The 18,525-nt window shown below is 56.8% G+C and carries 12 protein-coding genes and 2 pseudogenes; 5 read left to right on the plus strand and 9 right to left on the minus strand.

Features of this window, described 5'->3' with window-relative positions:
- Together NCT03_RS31770 and NCT03_RS31775 are read left to right on the plus strand one after the other, a co-directional pair.
- A partial coding sequence (locus NCT03_RS31770) for an MFS transporter (protein ID WP_502800451.1) occupies positions 1 to 744 on the plus strand: 744 nt, incomplete at its 5' end.
- Between the two features lie 180 nt (positions 745 to 924).
- Positions 925 to 1,191, plus strand: a complete 267-nt coding sequence (locus tag NCT03_RS31775; RefSeq protein WP_250495332.1) for a hypothetical protein — start codon at positions 925 to 927, stop codon at positions 1,189 to 1,191.
- Positions 1,192 to 1,890: 699 nt separating this feature from the next.
- Here NCT03_RS31775 and NCT03_RS34440 read toward each other — a convergent pair.
- Entirely contained in the window at positions 1,891 to 2,451 is a 561-nt protein-coding gene (locus NCT03_RS34440) for a methyl-accepting chemotaxis protein (RefSeq protein ID WP_502800452.1), read from the minus strand.
- Between the two features lie 228 nt (positions 2,452 to 2,679).
- Positions 2,680 to 3,633 (minus strand): annotated as a pseudogene (locus NCT03_RS34445) (PAS domain-containing protein); the annotation flags it as partial.
- Positions 3,634 to 4,238: 605 nt separating this feature from the next.
- Between NCT03_RS34445 and NCT03_RS31785 the strand changes: the two are divergent.
- The 3 genes from NCT03_RS31785 (at position 4,239) to NCT03_RS31795 (ending at position 8,230) form a co-directional block, all read left to right on the plus strand.
- Entirely contained in the window at positions 4,239 to 5,000 is a 762-nt protein-coding gene (locus tag NCT03_RS31785) for a YoaK family protein (RefSeq protein ID WP_250469776.1), read from the plus strand.
- Between the two features lie 289 nt (positions 5,001 to 5,289).
- Positions 5,290 to 7,797 carry a sensor domain-containing protein gene (locus NCT03_RS31790; RefSeq protein WP_250469775.1) on the plus strand — a complete coding sequence of 836 codons (2,508 nt, stop codon included), beginning with the start codon at positions 5,290 to 5,292 and terminating at the stop codon, positions 7,795 to 7,797.
- A gap of 199 nt (positions 7,798 to 7,996) precedes the next feature.
- Complete coding sequence (locus NCT03_RS31795; protein ID WP_250469774.1) at positions 7,997 to 8,230, plus strand: hypothetical protein; 234 nt, start codon at positions 7,997 to 7,999, stop codon at positions 8,228 to 8,230.
- A gap of 162 nt (positions 8,231 to 8,392) precedes the next feature.
- Here NCT03_RS31795 and NCT03_RS31800 read toward each other — a convergent pair whose 3' ends face one another.
- The 7 genes and pseudogenes from NCT03_RS31800 to NCT03_RS31830 all read right to left on the minus strand — a co-directional run bounded on the left by NCT03_RS31800 (position 8,393) and on the right by NCT03_RS31830 (position 18,340).
- Complete coding sequence (locus NCT03_RS31800) at positions 8,393 to 8,755, minus strand: hypothetical protein (protein WP_250469773.1); 363 nt, start codon at positions 8,753 to 8,755, stop codon at positions 8,393 to 8,395.
- A 14-nt stretch (positions 8,756 to 8,769) separates the two neighbouring features.
- A complete protein-coding gene (locus NCT03_RS31805) occupies positions 8,770 to 9,207 on the minus strand; it encodes a hypothetical protein (RefSeq protein ID WP_250495334.1) in 438 nt (145 codons plus the stop codon).
- Positions 9,208 to 9,340: 133 nt separating this feature from the next.
- A pseudogene (locus tag NCT03_RS31810) lies at positions 9,341 to 11,452 on the minus strand (error-prone DNA polymerase); the annotation flags it as partial.
- A gap of 1,058 nt (positions 11,453 to 12,510) precedes the next feature.
- The gene (locus tag NCT03_RS31815; protein ID WP_250495335.1) at positions 12,511 to 12,987 is read right to left on the minus strand and encodes a hypothetical protein; all 477 of its coding nucleotides are present in this window, start codon (positions 12,985 to 12,987) and stop codon (positions 12,511 to 12,513) included.
- A gap of 8 nt (positions 12,988 to 12,995) precedes the next feature.
- Positions 12,996 to 14,129, minus strand: a complete 1,134-nt coding sequence (locus NCT03_RS31820; protein WP_250495336.1) for an ATP-binding protein — start codon at positions 14,127 to 14,129, stop codon at positions 12,996 to 12,998.
- A gap of 1,663 nt (positions 14,130 to 15,792) precedes the next feature.
- Positions 15,793 to 15,996: a cold-shock protein gene (locus tag NCT03_RS31825; protein WP_250469937.1), complete on the minus strand. Its 204-nt coding sequence runs from the start codon at positions 15,994 to 15,996 to the stop codon at positions 15,793 to 15,795.
- Between the two features lie 1,159 nt (positions 15,997 to 17,155).
- Positions 17,156 to 18,340, minus strand: a complete 1,185-nt coding sequence (locus NCT03_RS31830) for a Replication protein O (RefSeq protein ID WP_250469938.1) — start codon at positions 18,338 to 18,340, stop codon at positions 17,156 to 17,158.
- Positions 18,341 to 18,525 lie beyond the last annotated feature (185 nt).

The raw sequence follows: 18,525 nt of genomic DNA on the forward strand, positions 1-18,525 counted from the left end.
CCCGCTAAAAAGTTTGGTGGGAACCAAATTACCTCTATTCACCGCCGGCGAGAGAACGGTCGAGATGAGGCGCTTACAGGTGTACTCGGAATGGGAGCATTGTGGCTAACGTTACCTCGGCTCGACAGCCAAGGTTCGGGCTCACTGGAACGCTTGCCGTCCTTGATGAAGAGGCCGATGCTAGTCGTATTCTTCGTTGTAACAGTGCTTGCCGTGTGCGCGCACTTTTCCGCATACACCTATCTTGAGCCGTTCAGCCGACTCATCGCCCATACGAGCAACAATGAGGTAACTATTCTCCTCGTTCTCTTCGGCGTCGCGGGCATTCCTGCGGCGCTCTTGTTCAGTCAGTTCTACGCGAGGAGACCGCGGCGCTTCCTGCTGCTGACGGTGGCCGGCATAACTGCGAGCTTGATGCTTCTGTGGCCTTGCGCACACCATATCGGGACGCTATCGGTACTCTTGGTGGCATGGGGCATTTGCATCATTTGTTTCGGCCTTGCAATGCAGACACATGTGCTTCGATTGGCGGCCGATGCTCAAGACGTCGCCACGTCGATGTTCTCAGGCCTCTACAACATTGGGATTGGCGGTGGCGCACTGCTCGGGAAAGTAGTGGCGCGTGACGCCGGTCTGGAATGGATTGGTATGGTCGGAGCGTTACTTGCCGCATCAGCTATGGCTGTTTGCTTGGCGGCATTCATGACATCGCGCGGTCTCGCCAAGCACGTTAAGACCGTCTGACGTCCCTTAGCAAAATTTAATGCTGATATCGTATGAACGCCAACGTGAGATAAAAATTGGCGACTCGAAACCATCCACTGTGACCGTTTCGTAGTAGGCATCTTTTCACATGCTTAACTGGAGATGGGCGTAGGAACGTTGCATGCTTCTGAGGAGGACCGTCCATTGAGGGCAGCTCCGATGAAACCGAAGAATATTGCTCTTATTGCCTTCATCGCGTCTGTGACGCTAACCGGCCAAGCAAATGCGGCGGGATGTCTTAAAGGTGCCGCCGCAGGAGGGGTGGCGGGTCATTTCGTCGGAAGTGGGCACGCCGTGTTGGGCGCCGCTGGTGGCTGTGTAGTTGGGCGTCATCTTGCAAACAAGAAAGCAAAAGAGGACGCTGCTCGCCAGCAAAATCTGGCGATACCGCCACAATCGGCAGAGCAACCCCAACAGCCAAATTGAATCAGTAAGCGTCCGCCGCGAGTATGACCGTTACTGAAACTCCTTATCCTATGTCTAGTGAATTTTGACGTTGCCGCGTTCCGGAGACCGCCGTCTGCGGCGGGCAACTGAAGCCATAGCTGCGCGGTCTAATGCAGCATTACGCACGACTGCATACCAGTTGCAACATCAGTGTCTGAATCTGGGGAAAGGTGGCCGGCTAAGCAACGCGCCAGTCTTTTGCCTCTTCGCCGGCCGTTATACATACCATTTGACGCGCATCAGGTGATTCAGGCACCGCTCGTAAATTGCCGCTGTTTGCAGAGAAGAGAAGTTTAGGTTAAGCCTTTCATCAAACATTGTCGCCAGCGCCCTCCCGTCGAGCAGAAGCGAAGTTTCTGACTCAATCAATTCTGCAAGCGGCAACGCACGGCTTGCCAGCATTGCGCGTCGTATCACGTCGTCTTCCGATTGCCTTGCGTTAGGCCAGAACAAAACTGACTCCACCACATTTCGAGCCGACATCCAGTTGCCAGATGTGTGCCTGGTTGCCAAATGTGAAATAACCAAGAACGTAAGTAGCTCGGACTGCGCTCGAAGGTCGTACCGCAGCGAGAGGGACATGGTCGGGGAATGCGCTGATGGACTCCTTTGGATTTTAGGCCGGAGGCGCACGCCGTCAAGTCAGAATTATTTCAGCAAGGCATCGTCAGGTATGGCTTAAGGAGTTGCGCTACGAGTCTGGAAGACCGCCACGGCTCCCGACAACTGGTTAGAACGCGCAGCTAAGGCTTCCGCCACATGTTCCGACTCTTGCACCAGCACGGCGTTCTGCTGAGTCACCTGGTCTAGCGATATCACAGCCGCATTGACCTGACTGATGCCGTCGCTTTGCTCGCATGCGGATTGCGCCAACTCGCGCATTAGAGCTGTGACCTGTTCGACCGCGCCCACTGTCCCTCGCATGGCGTCACGAGCCTGTTCGACCACTTCGCTACCAAGGTCAATTTCCTCTACCGATGTTGAAATGAGTGCCTTGATTTCCTTGGCAGAGGTGCCTGAACGCTGCGCAAGCGCCCGGACTTCGGCAGCGACGACCGCGAATCCACGCCCGGACTCGCCGGCACGCGCTGCTTCAACCGCGGCGTTAAGCGCAAGAATATTAGTTTGAAACGCGATTTGTTCGATGACTGAGATGATTTCACCGACACTTTGGCTTGCGTTCTGAATGCGCCCCATACGCTCGACGACCGCTTTCATTCGCTCTTCGCCTTCACGCACCTGCAATTGCGCCTCCTCTACAACCTTGGCAGCCTCACCGGCGTGCGCCGAAGATTGCTGGACCGCCGCCGTCAATTGCTCGATAGTCGCAGCGGTCTCCTCAAGACTTCCGGCTTGCGATGTGGTTCGGTCAGATAGCTGCTTGCCTCCCTCGGCTACCTGCTTGGCCGACCGGCTGATATCCAGGATACCGGTCGAGACATCGCCGACGACTGCCTGCAGATTGACGGAAACTTGACTGACGGCACGTTGCAGTTCGCCTATTCGGTCGTGACTGCTGGTATCCAAACGATGTCCGAGGTCACCCGCTGCAATCCTGTTCGCAAACTCGATAAGCTGCTCGACGGGTGCTGTAATGGTTTGCGACAGCCATATCCAGCTCAAGGCGCCACTCGCTATCAACGCTACTATTCGCACAAACTCGCCAGTAGCACCGTTGAGATTCAAAAGGCCCAGATCTGACTGAATCGCCAATACACCCAAGAGGACCGCAGCAATGCGACCACGTAGGTCAAGTCGCAAAGTGTTAGCTATCCGCAACCGGAACGAACCACTGACGACAAATCCACGCGAGAGCCGTGTCCTGACTTTCCCGCTCGCGGCTTCGGCGTTCATTCGTGCGTAAAGGCTTTCAGCTTCTTCGACCTGCGTCCGTGACGGCTTAGTGCGAACCGACATGTAGCCTACCGGTTGGCCTTCCTCGACGAGCGGTGTGACATTCGCGCGAACCCAATAGAAGTCACCGTTCATGCGCCGGTTTTTGACCACCCCGACCCACGGCCTCCCGCTGCGGAGCGTCTCCCACATGTCGCGAAACGCCTCACGCGGCATGTCGGGATGCCGAATCACATTGTGCGGCTGTCCGACGAGTTCTTCCTCGCTATATCCGCTCACTTTAACAAATGCGGGGTTGCAGTATTGGATATGACTGTCGAGGTCTGTGGTCGAAACGAGTGAGTCGCCGTCTTCGAGGATATATTCGACATTCGTTATTGACTTGTTATGGCGCATGATAATTGTAGTCGTACAACCTATCTCGGAAATGGCTAGGCTGTTCTGCATACAATCTATCGGAATAAGCGCTGTTTTCTGAACCCGGTGCGGCATTCGGTCGCCGCAGCGTGTCGGAGCGATGGGCCCGCTGCATTTGCTAACTGGTAGGTAGACTCCAGTAGCCGGCATTTAAATTTGCGGTTGCCGCTCGGCAGTGGGTCGTGCCGCTGAGCCTTCGCGTTGGCCTTGCGGACCCGTCTTACTAATCTCGTTTTCGCAGCTCGTTAAGCTGAGTGAAGCGCCAGGCAACGTGGTGAAGTTCGGGAGCTAGCGTACGGACACGTAAGCGTGCTGGGGCACCGTTGGCCGTCTGAGACCATCTTGCTGTCAAACCACGGCGAGATGGTCGACCAATGATAAACGATTGTTTTAAGACACGCACCGACAGTCCAATTGACGAAGACTTTTGTTCGAGCACTTCCATGCCTCGTCAGCGCAAACTTTTGTTTGACGAGCACATATCAGATGCTAATAGGGTCGTGCCGCTGGCGCAATGTGACGGTATTATCAGTTTATGAGCACAGTCGAGCAATCCGACGAAGCAACATGTGAGACCATAGGATACGACAGACAACTAGAAGAAGGCGTCTGGTCCGCAGCGAAGCGCAGGCGCGGTCCGGAAGTGCGACGAAAAGCCGTGATGGATGGCCGAGCCGTCTGACTCACCTCCAGAGAGCGGAACACATACACACTGCTTCGTCGGTAGTCCAGCGAAGCGCACCCGAGTTGGCTCGATGCCCATCAACTATCTGAGAGGCCTGACCTCACTTCAGCGCACTGAAACTTCAAATCGGCGACTCGGTTGTGCGCTCGCATTTGTCGCGGGCGCAGCAAACGCCGGGGGCTTCATAGCCATAGGCCAATACACATCGCACATGTCTGGAATTGTGTCATCGGTTGCGGACAATGCAGTGCTTGGCCGGACGGCATTGGTCTTTCAGGCTTTTGGCGCTGTATTAGCCTTTGCAGGTGGTGCTGCAACCTCAGCCATCTTAATCAACTGGGGCCGACAACGTTGCTTTCAGAGCGTCTACGCGATACCGCTCGTAATCGAGGCATTGGTACTCCTATTCTTCGGCTTACTCGGCCCGGACCTGCTGCGACATGAATTTGTATATTTACCCCTCACGGTTGCCCTGCTTTGCTATGTCATGGGTTTGCAAAACGCCATGATTACGAAGATATCGAAGGCCGAGATTCGGACTACTCACGTTACAGGGCTCATAACAGACATTGGGATAGAGCTAGGTAGGGCACTTTATTGGAACGGGGACATGCTAGCAACAGACGCACGTTTTGTACGCGCAAACCGTCCAAAGGTTATCCTTCTAACATCACTCTTGCTGATGTTCGTTGCTGGTGGCTTCTTTGGTGCAGCCACTTTCGAACGACTCGGTTTCTTGGCAACCGTGCCTATCGCATTCGTGCTGCTGCTATGCGCATTTGTACCGTTACTTGACGACATTGCTGTTATTGGCAAACAAAGAAAAGACTGAGTCGTCACCACGTTCGCATCACCTGCCGCGGCTTTTCAAAACGCCGTGACGCTCGACTTGTATCACGCGTTGCAGTTGCCGCACGCTTTTTTCCGCTACAACCCAAAGGTCGAAGAGGCTTTACGGGGCCAGAGCGATTTAGGCAGGCGCAATTGTTGCGCCAAGCGCGAGTGCCGATTTTCGCGATGGAGGTTGCACGCGGGAACCACTGACCCGTTGCTGTCCTAGGCGAAATTACGCGGCGAGATAAACGACATGCATAAAGGTCGGGACAAACGAGGGGCGTAAAATGGGTGACCAACGCGATGACTCGGAGCATCACACCGCTGATTCGTCGGCTGATGGAGATTTAAGGGCAAGCATCGGGGACCTGCGTCAGCACTTCTACAACCACCCCTTTGCAATGCTCGTTTATGAGTGGAGCACACTCGAAATACTGGTCGCGAACCGAGCAGCCAACGCGCAATACGGCTATGCGTACGGGGAGTTGGAAGGCAGGTCAATCCTATGCCTGCGGCGTCCCGAGGACGTGCCCGCATTCCATTCGCTAAAGGACCGAATTCAGCCGACAGTCGGGACATCAGGGACAGTTGGTGAATGGCCTCAAGTTCGTAAGGACGGCTCTCAGTTGCATGCGAGCGTTCACTATCAAATCGTCGGTGATGCTAGCCATCCACTTTGCCTTGTTTCTTACCTTGACGTAACAGAGCTTGTGACGGAGCGCCAACGCGCTCTAGCTTCGCGAAAGATGCTCGAGGTCATCCTGGACAGCGTCCCGCATTCCGTTTATTGGAAGGATACGGAATCAGTCTATCTCGGTTGCAACAGCGCCTTTGCGCGTGAGGCAGGACTGAACCGCGCCCACGAGGTACGAGGGTTGACCGATGAGAATCTGCCTTGGCGACTTCACGCCCAGGAGATTAGAGAATCGGACCAGCGTGCACTTGCAGCAGTCGGTCACCTTGCCTACGCGAAGCGTACGAATCTCTATCTGTCTGGGGAAGAGCGCTGGTACTCTCAACTGAAGACCCCGCTGCATAACACCGATGGTATGGTCGTCGGTGTGCTCGCCGTCCATGAAGACATCACGGAACAAAGAAAGGCGGAGGCGGAACTCCGAGTACGAAGCCGAGCACTCGATGCCTGTTTGAATGCAGTGCTTGTAACTCGCCCCAGCGCTATGGGAAACCTAATCGAGTACGCGAATCCGGCATTCGAGCGCATCACGGGATTCTCACGTGATAAATGGTCAGGGAAGGACTGCAAATTCCTCCAGCGTGAGGACACCGAGCAAGATGGGCTGAGAAGGATTCGCCAGGCGCTTGACGCCGAGAGAGACGTCGAGACAGTCGTGAGGAACTACCGCGCGAACGGAGAGATGTTTTTGAACCATCTCTTTATTAGTCCAGTTCGAGACGAGGACGGCGTAGTGACCCACCACATTGCGGTCATCAATGACGTCACAGAAGTTACCGAAAATCGCAGACGCCTCGAATATCAAGCGAACTTCGATGCGTTGACCGACCTGCCGAACCGCAGCCATTTCGTTGCTCGGCTAACTGATGCCCTCGAGGTTGCACGCGGACTTGAGCGAGAGGTACTCATCGGCTTTCTCGACATCGACGACTTTAAAGAGGCAAACGACTCGCTGGGACACAGCATCGGTGATGCGCTGCTGAAGGAAGCTGCCGGCCGCCTTCGAGCCATCTTCCCGCTCGAGGGTATGGTGGCTCGTTACGGCGGAGATGAGTTTGCGTTTTTCATCGAGTTCGACGGAAACGCACGTTTTCCGGACCAATTAGCGCGACAAGTGTCGGCGGCCTTTTCTGAACCGATGCAAGTGGATGGTCACACTGTTGACCTTGGCTGCAGCATTGGTCTCTGCGTATTTCCCGCTGACGGAGCAGACGTCGACACGCTTGTCAAACGCGCTGATGCGGCCATGTACCACGCGAAGAGCGAAACGCAGATTGGAATCAGCCGCTACGACAGACGGATTGCGGAGCGCATCGAGCGACGCATGACTTTGCTCAAACGCATGCGTCGGGCGATTCGAAACCAGGAATTTTCGCTAGCATTTCAACCGCAAGTGGACGCTGCTGATAAGCGCGTGCTCGCTGTCGAAGTGTTGCTTCGATGGTATGACCCTGTCTCGGGCAACCACATCTCGCCTGCCGAGTTCATTCCACTAGCGGAAGAATCATCCCTCATTGTCGAGCTTGGGGAATGGGTGCTGCGTACGGCGTGCGAGCATGCAAAAGTAATTCAGCAAGCAGGGCACGACCTCCGAGTCGCCGTAAACGTCTCACCGTGTCAGTTCCGTCATGGCGACATCGTTAGGAAAGTAAATCAAGTCCTCAAGCGCCACAGACTCGAGCCGCACCAATTGGAGCTTGAGATTACAGAAGGGACATTGACCATGGGGCGCCATGCGTCGATGATTCGGACGCTCGCTCGCAACGGAACCAGTATTGCAGTTGACGACTTCGGAACTGGTTATTCGAACCTGTCAGTATTACGAACAGTGCGGCCGCAGCGCATTAAGCTCGACATGTCACTCGTGCGCGGCATTGGCACGGGCCCCGAAGCGGAAGCGTTGATACATGCGGTATTGTCGCTGAGCCGTGCGTTCGGCGCTGAAACTCTCGCCGAGGGCGTCGAAACACTTCAGCAGCGGGACTTCTTGCTGCAGTATGGATGCAGAGAGATGCAAGGTTATCTCTTCGCGAAGCCTATGAACTTCGAAACGCTTTTGGCGGCCCTACAAAATCCCGAGACACTCTTTCCAGGTGACTAGGCATCGCGCCGAACTTCAATTTAAGCATCGATGATTCGAGGCGAAATCTTGGGTGTTCGACGCAAGTAGCGCCGGGGTACCCGGTCCCTCGTTTGACCGAGGGGTTTACCCTTCCACCCACCGGCGAAGCGAGTCCAGGAATGCTCAATGCGCGCCTAGCATGGCCGCCGCAACTGCGGAAACACTGAAGGAGGCATGCATGCGACAGGATACTGCTTATGAATCACGCTTGGCAATGGCGAGCAGCGGGAAGGAAACGACGGAGGTCGGAGACGCTGCGAAGCGTAAGTTGAAACCAGAAACGAAAGATACGATTGACCAGAAACTTGATGAGCTCAATGTATCGAAGACTGAGTCCGGCAAGGACCAAACAAACAAGCCGGACACCGAAGGTTCGAACTCATCCAGTAAAAATCTTGATGAGGAGAGTTGATGTCGCCTTTGTCGTACCGGTGACGTTGCTGCAGGCCGCAAGTCTGATGCGAGAGACGTCTAGAACTTAAACAAAAACGATGGCGCGTCTGGCGATGCGCCACCTGTGCCCAGCGGCAAGGGTACCCGTCCCCGTCTATCTAGTTCACAATTCAATGGCCCCTTAATCCGAGATGCCATAGAGGCGAGCGAGGAAGTCGAATTGATTCTGCCATGCATCGACCTCTGCCGCGTCATGCATATCCTCGAGGTCTTGCAGCAAGGCCGCGATTTGTGGGTCATACGCATTGACGCCCGACGACGTCAGCGCTGTTAGCAAAGGGCCATCTTGACCGGCTTTGTAATAGCCGATGCCGAGACCTTCCAGTCGCTCGTTGTAATGGCAATCGTCAATAAGGATGCCAATCGCACATCTACGACCATCTCGGCCTCGCAGTCGGCAACTTCCACTGTCGTCCTCCGAGATGGATTGTTGGGAAAGTAAGTGCGACCGCACCGTCGTAAAAATTTCGTGGATACTTCTCATCGTCTTCCCCTCAGTCAAGCGGCCGTTTTGAGGCTTACTTGTTCGAGGCTTCGGATTGAAAGTCCAAACTGCTTCGCGATGGAGCGCAGCCGGTCGGCCCACTCCCAGATGCCGAACACATCGTGTACGTTTTGAAGGCAGCTGAGGAGTTCGATGGTGATATTCGAGTTGACGTCGATTCTCGACCGCGAAAGCGCTTGCTTCAATGCAGCAACGCCTGCATCCATGTATGCAGGAACGCGTGTCGGCTCCGTCAGGACGAAGCGAACCGGTACCCCCTCCATTGACGTCCGGTAGTCGCTGGCTCTCACCAGTGCGCCAATGGGGCATCCGCCGCATCTCCCGCGATACGCGCCACCTCCGCGCGGGAGCAACGACGCAGAACCTTGGCTGAACAGGTGTCCAACAGCGTTATCGAAAATTTGCTGATGAGTCAGGAATACTCGCGCCATCGTTTGCTCCGACGAATTAGCTTGTGAACATAGTATCGTCGCAGTGAACAATTACTCGCATTGAGAGAAACCCTGATTTACCGAATCTTGTAGCGGAGCATATAACTTTTACCTCATCCGCGTTTTGCGTTTCTTAGCAGAAGTTGCGGCTTACGGCGGTAAGGCCGCATAGCAGGTGCGACATATCTACAAGACGTTGGGCAACGAGATGTCGGACCTCGCCCTCACATTGCCAAGTTCCATGCACAGCGAGAAGCGCCGCACCCAACGCTTCTCGCCGAAACTTTTCTTGCAACGACGGCCAAAATGATTACGTTGACGTTGCCGGTTTCGTCCTCAATCGTCACAAACATAACCCCTTTCGCGGTGCCTGGCCTTTGCCGCACAGTCACAAGCCCGCACCCGCGAGCCAGTCTTCCATTGGGCAAGGTCATCAGCGTTGATGCAGGCAGTAAGCGCTGCTCAAGCAATGTCGGACGCAGAAGAGAAAGAGGATGTCGACCGAGCGTCAGGCTCATTGAGTTGTAGTCTGCGACGATGTCTTCAGCTTCGGACGGCGCGCCGAGCACAGGGGTTTCGTCATCTACGCGGGCGTCGGAAAGGATGTCGCGGTCCGGTACTGCCGCGACGGATTGCCAAAGGGCTTCTCGGCGGTTGCCTGCGAGTGATGAAAGCGAGTTTGCCGCTGCGAGGACTTGCAAGTCCTTTCGGTCGAGTTGAGCACGGCGAGCGAGGTCGCTGACGCTTGTAAAATGCTTCACCGCTCGCGCAGTTTCGATTCTTTCAGCGGCGCCGTCTTTCATGCCTTTGAGCAGCGAAAGGCCAAGACGTACTGCAGGCTTCGCCTGACCGGCCAGAGCCTCGAGGACCGAGTCCCATCCGCTGATTGTGGCGTCTGCCGGTAAGACCTTGACGCCATGGCGTTGAGCGTCTTGGATAAGTTGAGACGCTGAGTAGAAGCCGAGGGGCATGCTATTCAACATCCCAGCGAGAAAGGCCTCTGGCTGGTGACACTTCAACCAGCTGCTGGCATACACGAGCAGCACAAACGATGCAGCATGGCTCTCAGGGAAGCCGTACTCCCCGAATCCATGGATTTGCTGAAAGATTTGCTCCGCAAACTCTTTCTCGTAGCCTCGTTCGAGCATCCCGTTCACGATACGGTCGTAGTACTTGTCGAGACCGCCTTTGCGCTTCCATGCAGCCATCGCGCGTCGAAGTTGGTCCGCCTCGCCAGGCGAGAAGCCCGCCGCGAGGATGGCGACTTGCATTACTTACTCTTGGAAAATCGGCACACCAAGCGTGCGACCAAGTGCCGTGCGCAAGTCCTCGCTCGGATAGCTCACGGGTTCAAGACCTTGTCGACGGCGCAAATACGGGTGAACTGCGCCCCCTTGAATAGGGCCTGGGCGCACGATAGCCACCTCAATCACCAGGTCGTAAAACTCACGTGGCTTCATGCGGGGAAGCATGCTCATCTGCGCGCGGGATTCAATCTGGAAAACGCCCATGGTGTCCGCACGAGAAATCATCTCGTACGTGTCGTCGTCCTCGGCTGGGATGTCTTGCATCTCGAATCGCTCACCTAGTTGCTCAGACACGATGTCGAGCGTGCGTCGGATAGCCGACAGCATGCCGAGCGCGAGCACGTCAATCTTCAGCAGCCCAAGCGCCTCCAGGTCATTCTTGTCCCACTGGATTGCACTGCGGTCCACCATCGCAGCGTTCTCGACCGGCACAAGGCGCGTAAGCTTGCCTCGGCTGATGACGAAGCCGCCGGAGTGCTGAGATAGATGTCGCGGATAGTTAAGAATCTGTGCGGCGAGTTTCGCCCAGAGGACGATTCGCGGGTTTTCTGGGTCAAGCCCCGATTCTTCAAAACGTCGAAGGAGGTCTTGCGAATGGTCGAACCACTGATGGCTCTTCGCCACCCGGTCAACTATTTGTGGGTCGATGCCTAGCGCCTTGCCCGTCTCGCGCAACGCTCCGCGTGGCCGATACGTAGACACCGCCGCCGCAATGGCTGCCCTATCTCGACCGTACTTGCCGTAGATGTATTGAATGACTTCTTCTCGACGCTGATGTTCGAAGTCGACATCGATGTCCGGAGGCTCGTTTCGCTCTTTCGATATAAAGCGTTCGAACAGGAGGTTTCCGCGTGACGGGTCCACTTCGGTCACACCGAGGCAATAGCAGACAGCAGAATAGCAGCGGACCCGCGGCCTTGGCAGAGGATGCGTTTGTTAGCGCCGATGTAAAAATGACCCTGGGGGGGTGGGTCAGGTTTCAGTCGGCGTTGACACAAATGGACGAACCCCGTCGTTTGGCTGGCTGGCCGAGCCCGGTCACATAAGCAGCCATCGCTATCGGTTGGATGGACAACTCGATTGAAAACTAACAAACGACCAAGCGCGCGACGACCGCCGAGCTGGCATCGACGCTGGTTGAGCTGGTGGAGAGTCTGCTAGCGGACGTCGCAAGCGACGTTGAGGTTGTCACGCGGGAGCGTGGGCTCAAGGATGAGATGCGGGAGCGGCTTCGGCGGGCGCTGAACCGGGTGGAGTGCGCGCGGGGTGTTTTGGGAGCAGTGCGTGAAAACGCAGGTTCAGAAGGAGCGTGGAAGGAGCTGCCCACAGAAAGAGGCGCTCGTGGCTCCGCCAACGGAGAACCCCATGGAGACTATGAGAATGACGATTCGATAGGCGCGAAAAAGCGAGCTTGGAGTGCGATGGAATTGCTCGCAAAGAGTGGCCACAGGACTACCCAGAGGGGGCAGTCGAGTGGCACATCTTGGAGAGGATGCAGTGATTGCCGGCATGACTGTGGCGGATTCCTGACGCCAATGGCTCGAAAATCACCCCCTCGCTAATAGTGTCCCTCGAGGGCGCGGGGGGCGGTTTTTTCTGGAATCAGGAGGGGGTTAAAAGGGGATTTTTTTCTTCAGCGTGCACCACACCGAATGAAAGTGTCCCCAGCCTTGCTCCGTAAGGGTTTGCGGGAAAAATCACCCCCCTCCAGGGACGCTTTTAGCAGAGGGGTGAGGGACGCTTTCATTCTTTGCGGGCAACAAACAACTTGCTTTGCCCTCGCCCTTGCTCCACCGTCACAGACTTCGCAAGATTCCGCATATTGGCCACGCTGAAGTAAGGCGCTATACCCGACTGGGCTCCGCTTCTTGGCTCATTCTCAACGTTTGAACCAACGTTGGCTTGTCACGAAAACCTTATGTGGCAAGAGTTTGCGGCTTCGTTGGCGCAAACTCTTGGTTCAAACCTCGAAGATAGACCGCGACTTGCACCAAGGCTAGACCGATACCGTATACCGCGCTGTGCTCCGCACACCCGTCAATTGTAGTGACCCTTTTTTCAACAATTGATCCAATGCTCGTCGCATCTGCGATCGTGGAATTTCCGTGCCCACGCGTTGATGAATCTGGCTGATGCTTGATCCCGGATAACGCGCGACATCTTCCAAAATGAGCGCTAATAAGCGATGCGGTTCGATCCGCTTCAACGTCGTCGTCGCCGCAAAGTCGAGATTTCTAAGTAAGCGCGGGTCAACGACGTAACGAGTGGCCTGGGTACGTCCCGCCGACTTCACGATCTCCCAATCTAATAGTCGCGCCAGCCACGGACGAAGTGCGTCCGGAGAGCCAAGCTCTAGCAAAGCGATGAGTTCGCGCGCAGTAAGTGAATCGTGCTGCGCGAGCAGTCCCAATGCAATCCGCTCACGTTGCTGCAAATGAAACGTCTCATCCGCCTTGGCGAGAAAGTCGATCACCTCCGGCTTCAGATGCGTCGGCGTATCGCCACCTGCACGCGATCATGATTCTCAATTAACTCGGGTGCGGGGCGTCCTTGCGACAACAGGATTTCATACATCTTGTCGAAACCGCTCCCCTCGCGCTCCATCAGCTTTAGGTCATGGAACAGTCGCGCCAGGATCTCATTGCGCCGAACAGTCGTGTGCAGGACGTTCTGCGGTGTAACGCCAAGCGGAAGAAGACCAGGATTTACGACTTCAAGCCGGTCCGGATACAAATTGATAAAAATGTCGCCCCGCTGCGTGTACGGTCGATGAACTAGTGCATTAACGAGAAGCTCGCGCACCACAATCTCGTCGTAAGCCGGGACATACTGTCGATAAAGGCCATCTGGAAGCTCGTACCGCTCACGGAAATCTGGGACCTCCTTCCATACCGCCTCGACCAATTCCATCGGACTCAGAAGTTGGTCGTCCCACACCCATTTATTGACCTTCGCGCCGCTGTCGTCGTATTTGATGACCTGAATGACGGGCGCGGTCGCGAGCTGCGCGCGATCGGCTTGAGTGCCGACGCATAGAACGCCCATGTTTGTCAGATAGTCCCCGCGCACCAGCATATAGTGTTCGAGCAACTCGTCGACCGACTTTTCTTTGACCGACGCCTTCACACGGTCCGACGTAAGAAGACCTTGCGTGAGCCGCTGAATCTGCTCGGCGTTCACCACATGTCGAGACACACTTGCTGTGCATTGAGTCTCCCAAGGCAACGCCGCGCGTTCGCTCGCAAGCCTCAGCACATCATCGCCCGTGACGGGGGCGCTTTTGTCGGCGATACGGATGAAATAGCGTCCGTCGGTGGTGGACGCTACCGCCACCGCGCGTGGGATGGTTATCTCAAGATACTGCCCGCCGTTCTCAGCCGTCTTTGCCTCAGGCAACGCAACAACGTTGACGGTGAGCTCGCTCAGACGACGGCGTACCAAGTCGGGCAGATCCATCGGAAGCACTTGTTCAGGCGGGGGCACAGCGACGGCATCTTCGATGCCAATGAGCAGTCGTCCTCCGGTTGCATTGGCGAACGCCACCAAGTCTTTAGCCAACTCATGCCAATCCGCGGACTTTCCGGTTACGGCACGCAACGATTTCTTGTCGAGCAACTGCCCTTCTTGGCTCAAGTCATACCCCAGGTGAAAACGGCGATTTGCGTTCTGATTAGGACGGTCGCACCGTCAGGCGTTAGCCCAACGACGCGGAGAGCGGCGCAAATGATAATTTTATGTCGAAATCGACGGAGAGATCGTACGTATGCTGATTGCATAAGCGAACAGACGATCGATAGTCGGCAAGTGGTGCGTGCTGCGCCGGCGTGTCGAGGATGCTGTTGAGATGCCGCTTCATTGCGTCGAGTTTTACTGCGCGCGGCCCGTCATCCGAATCGGATAAGGCGGCACGACGATTCGCCGGCCCTAGACCTGCCTCAAACGGGCGCACTTTCGCGCTAATCGCGGTACGCAAAGCGAACGTCTATGCACGGAGCGCTTCATGCCAGGTCGCACACAAGAAATCGAGGCGAGACGTTCGTAATGCAGCGTGTCAGACAGCGCCGCATTTTTCGAGGCGAAGGTGGTAACTTCGACGTCGGTTTCGGGCTCCGCTCCGTACGTCGCACGGTGCACAAGCTCAACCGCGCCGTCCTCGCGATGACATCTAGTACGGAGCCGCGGCGCGCGTCTCCACACAGTGCAGTGCATCTCGGAGTTATCACGAGTGGAACGACGATCGCATGCTCCATGCGCATCGGATTGACCGCCAGTGGCGGCACCGAATCGAATCGCCGTGTGCGACGCGCCACGCGCCGGCAACCGCGCGCTTAAGCGTGATCTACTCACGGATTTTCGCCGCACTGAGGGCTTTTAAAGGCTACCGAGTTTCATTGCTTTGACTGTCGCCGCTTCGGTGATCCACAGGCTGCCGACGAACGCTCGATTGGCAATGTGCCCGTAACCCGTCCTCAGCAGCGACCCATGGGCCCCTCCCCTCCTGTGCGTTTTCAGAATATGCGTTGGCACGTGACGCACTTATTCGATCGTTCGGACAATCGAGCTCTCATCGTGAGGTGCACCGGGGCAGGCCACAATACGGCCGGGCGGGTTGTTCCAAGCTGCAACAGGCGGTGCTCACTGCTTGTGCATAGTGTTCGAACGGCGCACCAATGCAAATCGGCCCGACATGCATGTGGCCTAAGAGCGTCTAGTCTGCCGCTCGTATCAAAATATACAGAAGTTGTTTCGGTCATTACAAACCGCTTCTGCAAATAGAGAAAACCTGCTCAAGGCGGCAAATAGCATTGCAGGGAACGCTTCAGCCTTCTTCTACCGTGAAACAATCGGCGTTCCTAGCTGCTCTTATAAGAATAATTCGTTTAAAAACAACTATTTGCATCAGATCCTGGTTACGCCGAGCTGTTTCACGCTGAGCCATAACAAAATCGGAGCTGTCAACTAGTTAGTTAGGATTCCTGTATCATTGATGCCAAATTTCGGCAACTATCAACTCGGGTAGACACCTGAAGCTCTTAACCTGTACGGTCTCGCCCAGTAAGAGATCCGCGCCAAGCGCGATTAAATGACTTGTCTGGCTTGCCGAGATGGCCCAGCTTGGCTGCTAATAACAGTTAGCAGACAAGGCTGATTCTGCTATTCCCGATTTTTTCGGCTGCCAACGAGCGACTTTCCGGCCTCTGCTCTACCCTGCCCTTCCCTCACCCTCCCGTCACCCTTCCCGGCCCTGACGACCATGCGATCGTCAGGGCCACCGCCGTTACGCCGGCTTAATGTTCGACGCTTGCCTGCCCTTCGGACCCATCTTCTCGTCGTAGCTCACCTTCTGCCCTTCCGCGAGCGTCTTGAAGCCGTTCGACTGGATTTCCGAGAAGTGCGCGAACAGATCGTCACCGCCTGCGTCCGGCGTGATGAAACCAAAACCTTTTGCATCGTTGAACCACTTGACCGTACCGGTTGCCATGTTGTGTTGTGCCTTAAAAGTTGAGAACGGCGCCGCCCCTCGCAAGCGCCGGACGCTATCTTGATCGACGGGGCCGGCTCGCGCAAGGGTGTGCTCCCGAGGGTCGCGAACCCGTTTCGGCTGCCTGACCCGGCGGCTAAAACGCTATAGTCGCGACGAGTCGGTAGCGACGACGTGGCCGGCGTTGGACGCCGAGGGTTCCGCTGGGTCCTTCGGTTTTTTGATCACGCGCCTTGAAAGCGACCGCGTCGTCCCTCCCCTGCCGTTGCGACAGGGCCGTTGCGGTGCCCCATCGCGCACGGGACTGATCAACTTTACGGGGTCCGCGCGCTATCTATATCGGGCGGGTGGGTTCATCTGCCGGCTCTCCGGCAGCAGCGTCGAACCGCACCGTCGCGCTTTTAGGGGGTACGGGACATTGTGCGCGCCCCCTCGCGACTCGCACCGCGCTTCGATGGTCCGTCGCCTTAAGGCCCCGACGTAATCCACCACCGCACTGTAAGCGCACGCGCGCCTGAGTTTGCTCTGCCGCGTCTCGCGTCCCGGCTTGATTCCCGACGCGCACTTCACGACGCTTAACCGGCGCCGCGTGAGCAATACCCAACCGCCCTCTTCGTCCGCGACTATGGTTGACAACTGCCGTCCGCTCCTCCTGTCCCGGTCATCCCCCAACGGTATCGCTTGGGACGGCGATGCGCGTTCCCAGTTCGTTCTGCCACATCGTCCAAAGCATCCTCGAGCATGATTGACGTGTGCGGTCGCCCTGCCCTGGTTGCGCTAGCCGAGGCACGCTCAACGATCCCGCGCGCCGGTGAAAAGCGGCGCCTGCCTTGCTTAATGCGGCGGCGTCCACGGTCACTTCCTGATCGCTTCGATCGTCCGAATGGCCTCTGCCACCTTCCCCTGTTTCCTCGCCCTGGGCCGGGTCATCGGTCTCTGCAAGCTGGTTTTTCGGGGCCCGTCAGCGTGTTGGGACTGGAGTGTTCGCGGAGTCAAGACGGTCGGATCGGTAGTTGCGTTATGGATGGTCTCGTCTACGATCGGTCTCAGTTCAGCTCCACCGGCTCGTGACTGAGGCGTTCGCTTTGCACTCACCGCCGTCCTTGAGGCAGCACATACGCCGTCATGGCTGGGTGCGTGTGGACGGCAGCCGACCGCGTCACGCGCCCGCACTTCGCACCTTGAGCAGGTGACGCAGTCCGGCGATATGGTCACGCACGGCGCCCGTGACCGGCGACTTGACCGTGCTCAACGGAACGGCCGAGGCCGGTGCGTTGCCGAGTGCTTGCTGCTGTGCGTGGGCGAAGCGTTCGAGGTCAAGGGCGGTGGCGGGGCGGAGTTTTCCGGACTTAAGCGCTGCGGCGAACGACGGCATCCAGCCGGCGGCCTGCCGTCCAACGCGCTCCGTGAGGCTGAAGATCGTCAGCGAATCGCCCCCGGCGCCCACGATGAACTGACGCGCGTTGTCTGCATCGATGAAGGTCCGGCCCGCGTGTTGAAGGGCGATGGCCTGGCCTTCGGCGCGTTGCTGATTGCGCGCCTGGGTGGCGTCGCCATCCGCGCTCCGACGGCGCACGAGATGGGTGAAATCGACTGGGGTGCGAAGCAGGGCACGAAGGTAACTTATCGGCGCCTTGGCGAGCTTCAGGTGGTCCCAAGTGGCTTCTACCACATCGGAGAGTCGCTTGCCGTGATCTCGGGCTTCACGCATGAGTTTGAAGATCAAAAAATCAAAAAAACCCAGGGTGCGAAGACGCTGAAGGTCCGCAGGCAACTGGCCCGGTTGTCTCTTGTGAAAAACAGAAGGGCTTAGATCCTTATATATTCCACCGTCTGCCAATGTGGCAGACGGTGCCGGGAATGAGGTCTGCGAGGGTGCAGCGGCTGACGAGGAGGGCGCTTGCGAAGCCTCGCTCTCGTGCGTGCGTAAGGCCTCAATGAGTCCGAGGAGGGCAGCAGCGTGTTCGGTGAGGTGGAGGTATGCGCGGCCAAACAGGCCCGCTCGGACGTAGCGGCTTTGGGGGCGACGCTCGATCAGTCCCGCGACTTCGAGATCGTCGAGGCTCCGATAGAACGTGCGCATCGATTGCAGCGCACGGCCTGTGAGCAATTCACGACGAGCGAAGATCGCAGCAAACGGTTGGGCAGCGTCAACGGTCCGCGCGAGGGCAGACAGGACGGCGCGGGCCCGGGGAGGGATTTGTTCGATGTGCGCGGCCCGGAACGCTGCGCGGAAAATGATCCACGGCAGGTTGGTCGAGTCGCAACGAAATGCGCTAAGGGCGGCCGAATCTTCAGGGTGTGCTTCACCCTCGCCGGCAACGAAGTGTTGCGCGATAGACATGTCGAGCGATCCATTAAAAATGGATTGAATTCGCTTGACTGTCGACCTTGTTGCGCTACACTCCGGGTGTCTGCAGTCCCTTTCCAGTTTCCAGCTGGGGAGTCGCGCGGCAAGGTTTCCAGCCAAGCCCGCAATCGCAAAGGCCCTCAGTTTCCAGCTGCGGGCCTTTGTCTTTCTTTAGCTAG

Source organism: Caballeronia sp. GAWG1-1, assembly GCF_023631465.1.
Taxonomy (GTDB): domain Bacteria; phylum Pseudomonadota; class Gammaproteobacteria; order Burkholderiales; family Burkholderiaceae; genus Caballeronia.

Coding starts and splice junctions, on each gene's coding strand:
- NCT03_RS31775 (WP_250495332.1), top strand. CDS start 925: ATGAAACCGAAGAATATTGCTCTTATTGCCTTCATCGCGTCTGTGACG.
- NCT03_RS31785 (WP_250469776.1), top strand. CDS start 4,239: ATGCCCATCAACTATCTGAGAGGCCTGACCTCACTTCAGCGCACTGAA.
- NCT03_RS31790 (WP_250469775.1), top strand. CDS start 5,290: ATGGGTGACCAACGCGATGACTCGGAGCATCACACCGCTGATTCGTCG.
- NCT03_RS31795 (WP_250469774.1), top strand. CDS start 7,997: ATGCGACAGGATACTGCTTATGAATCACGCTTGGCAATGGCGAGCAGC.
- NCT03_RS31800 (WP_250469773.1), bottom strand. CDS start 8,755: ATGAGAAGTATCCACGAAATTTTTACGACGGTGCGGTCGCACTTACTT.
- NCT03_RS31805 (WP_250495334.1), bottom strand. CDS start 9,207: ATGGCGCGAGTATTCCTGACTCATCAGCAAATTTTCGATAACGCTGTT.
- NCT03_RS31825 (WP_250469937.1), bottom strand. CDS start 15,996: ATGGCAACCGGTACGGTCAAGTGGTTCAACGATGCAAAAGGTTTTGGT.
- NCT03_RS31830 (WP_250469938.1), bottom strand. CDS start 18,340: ATGTCTATCGCGCAACACTTCGTTGCCGGCGAGGGTGAAGCACACCCT.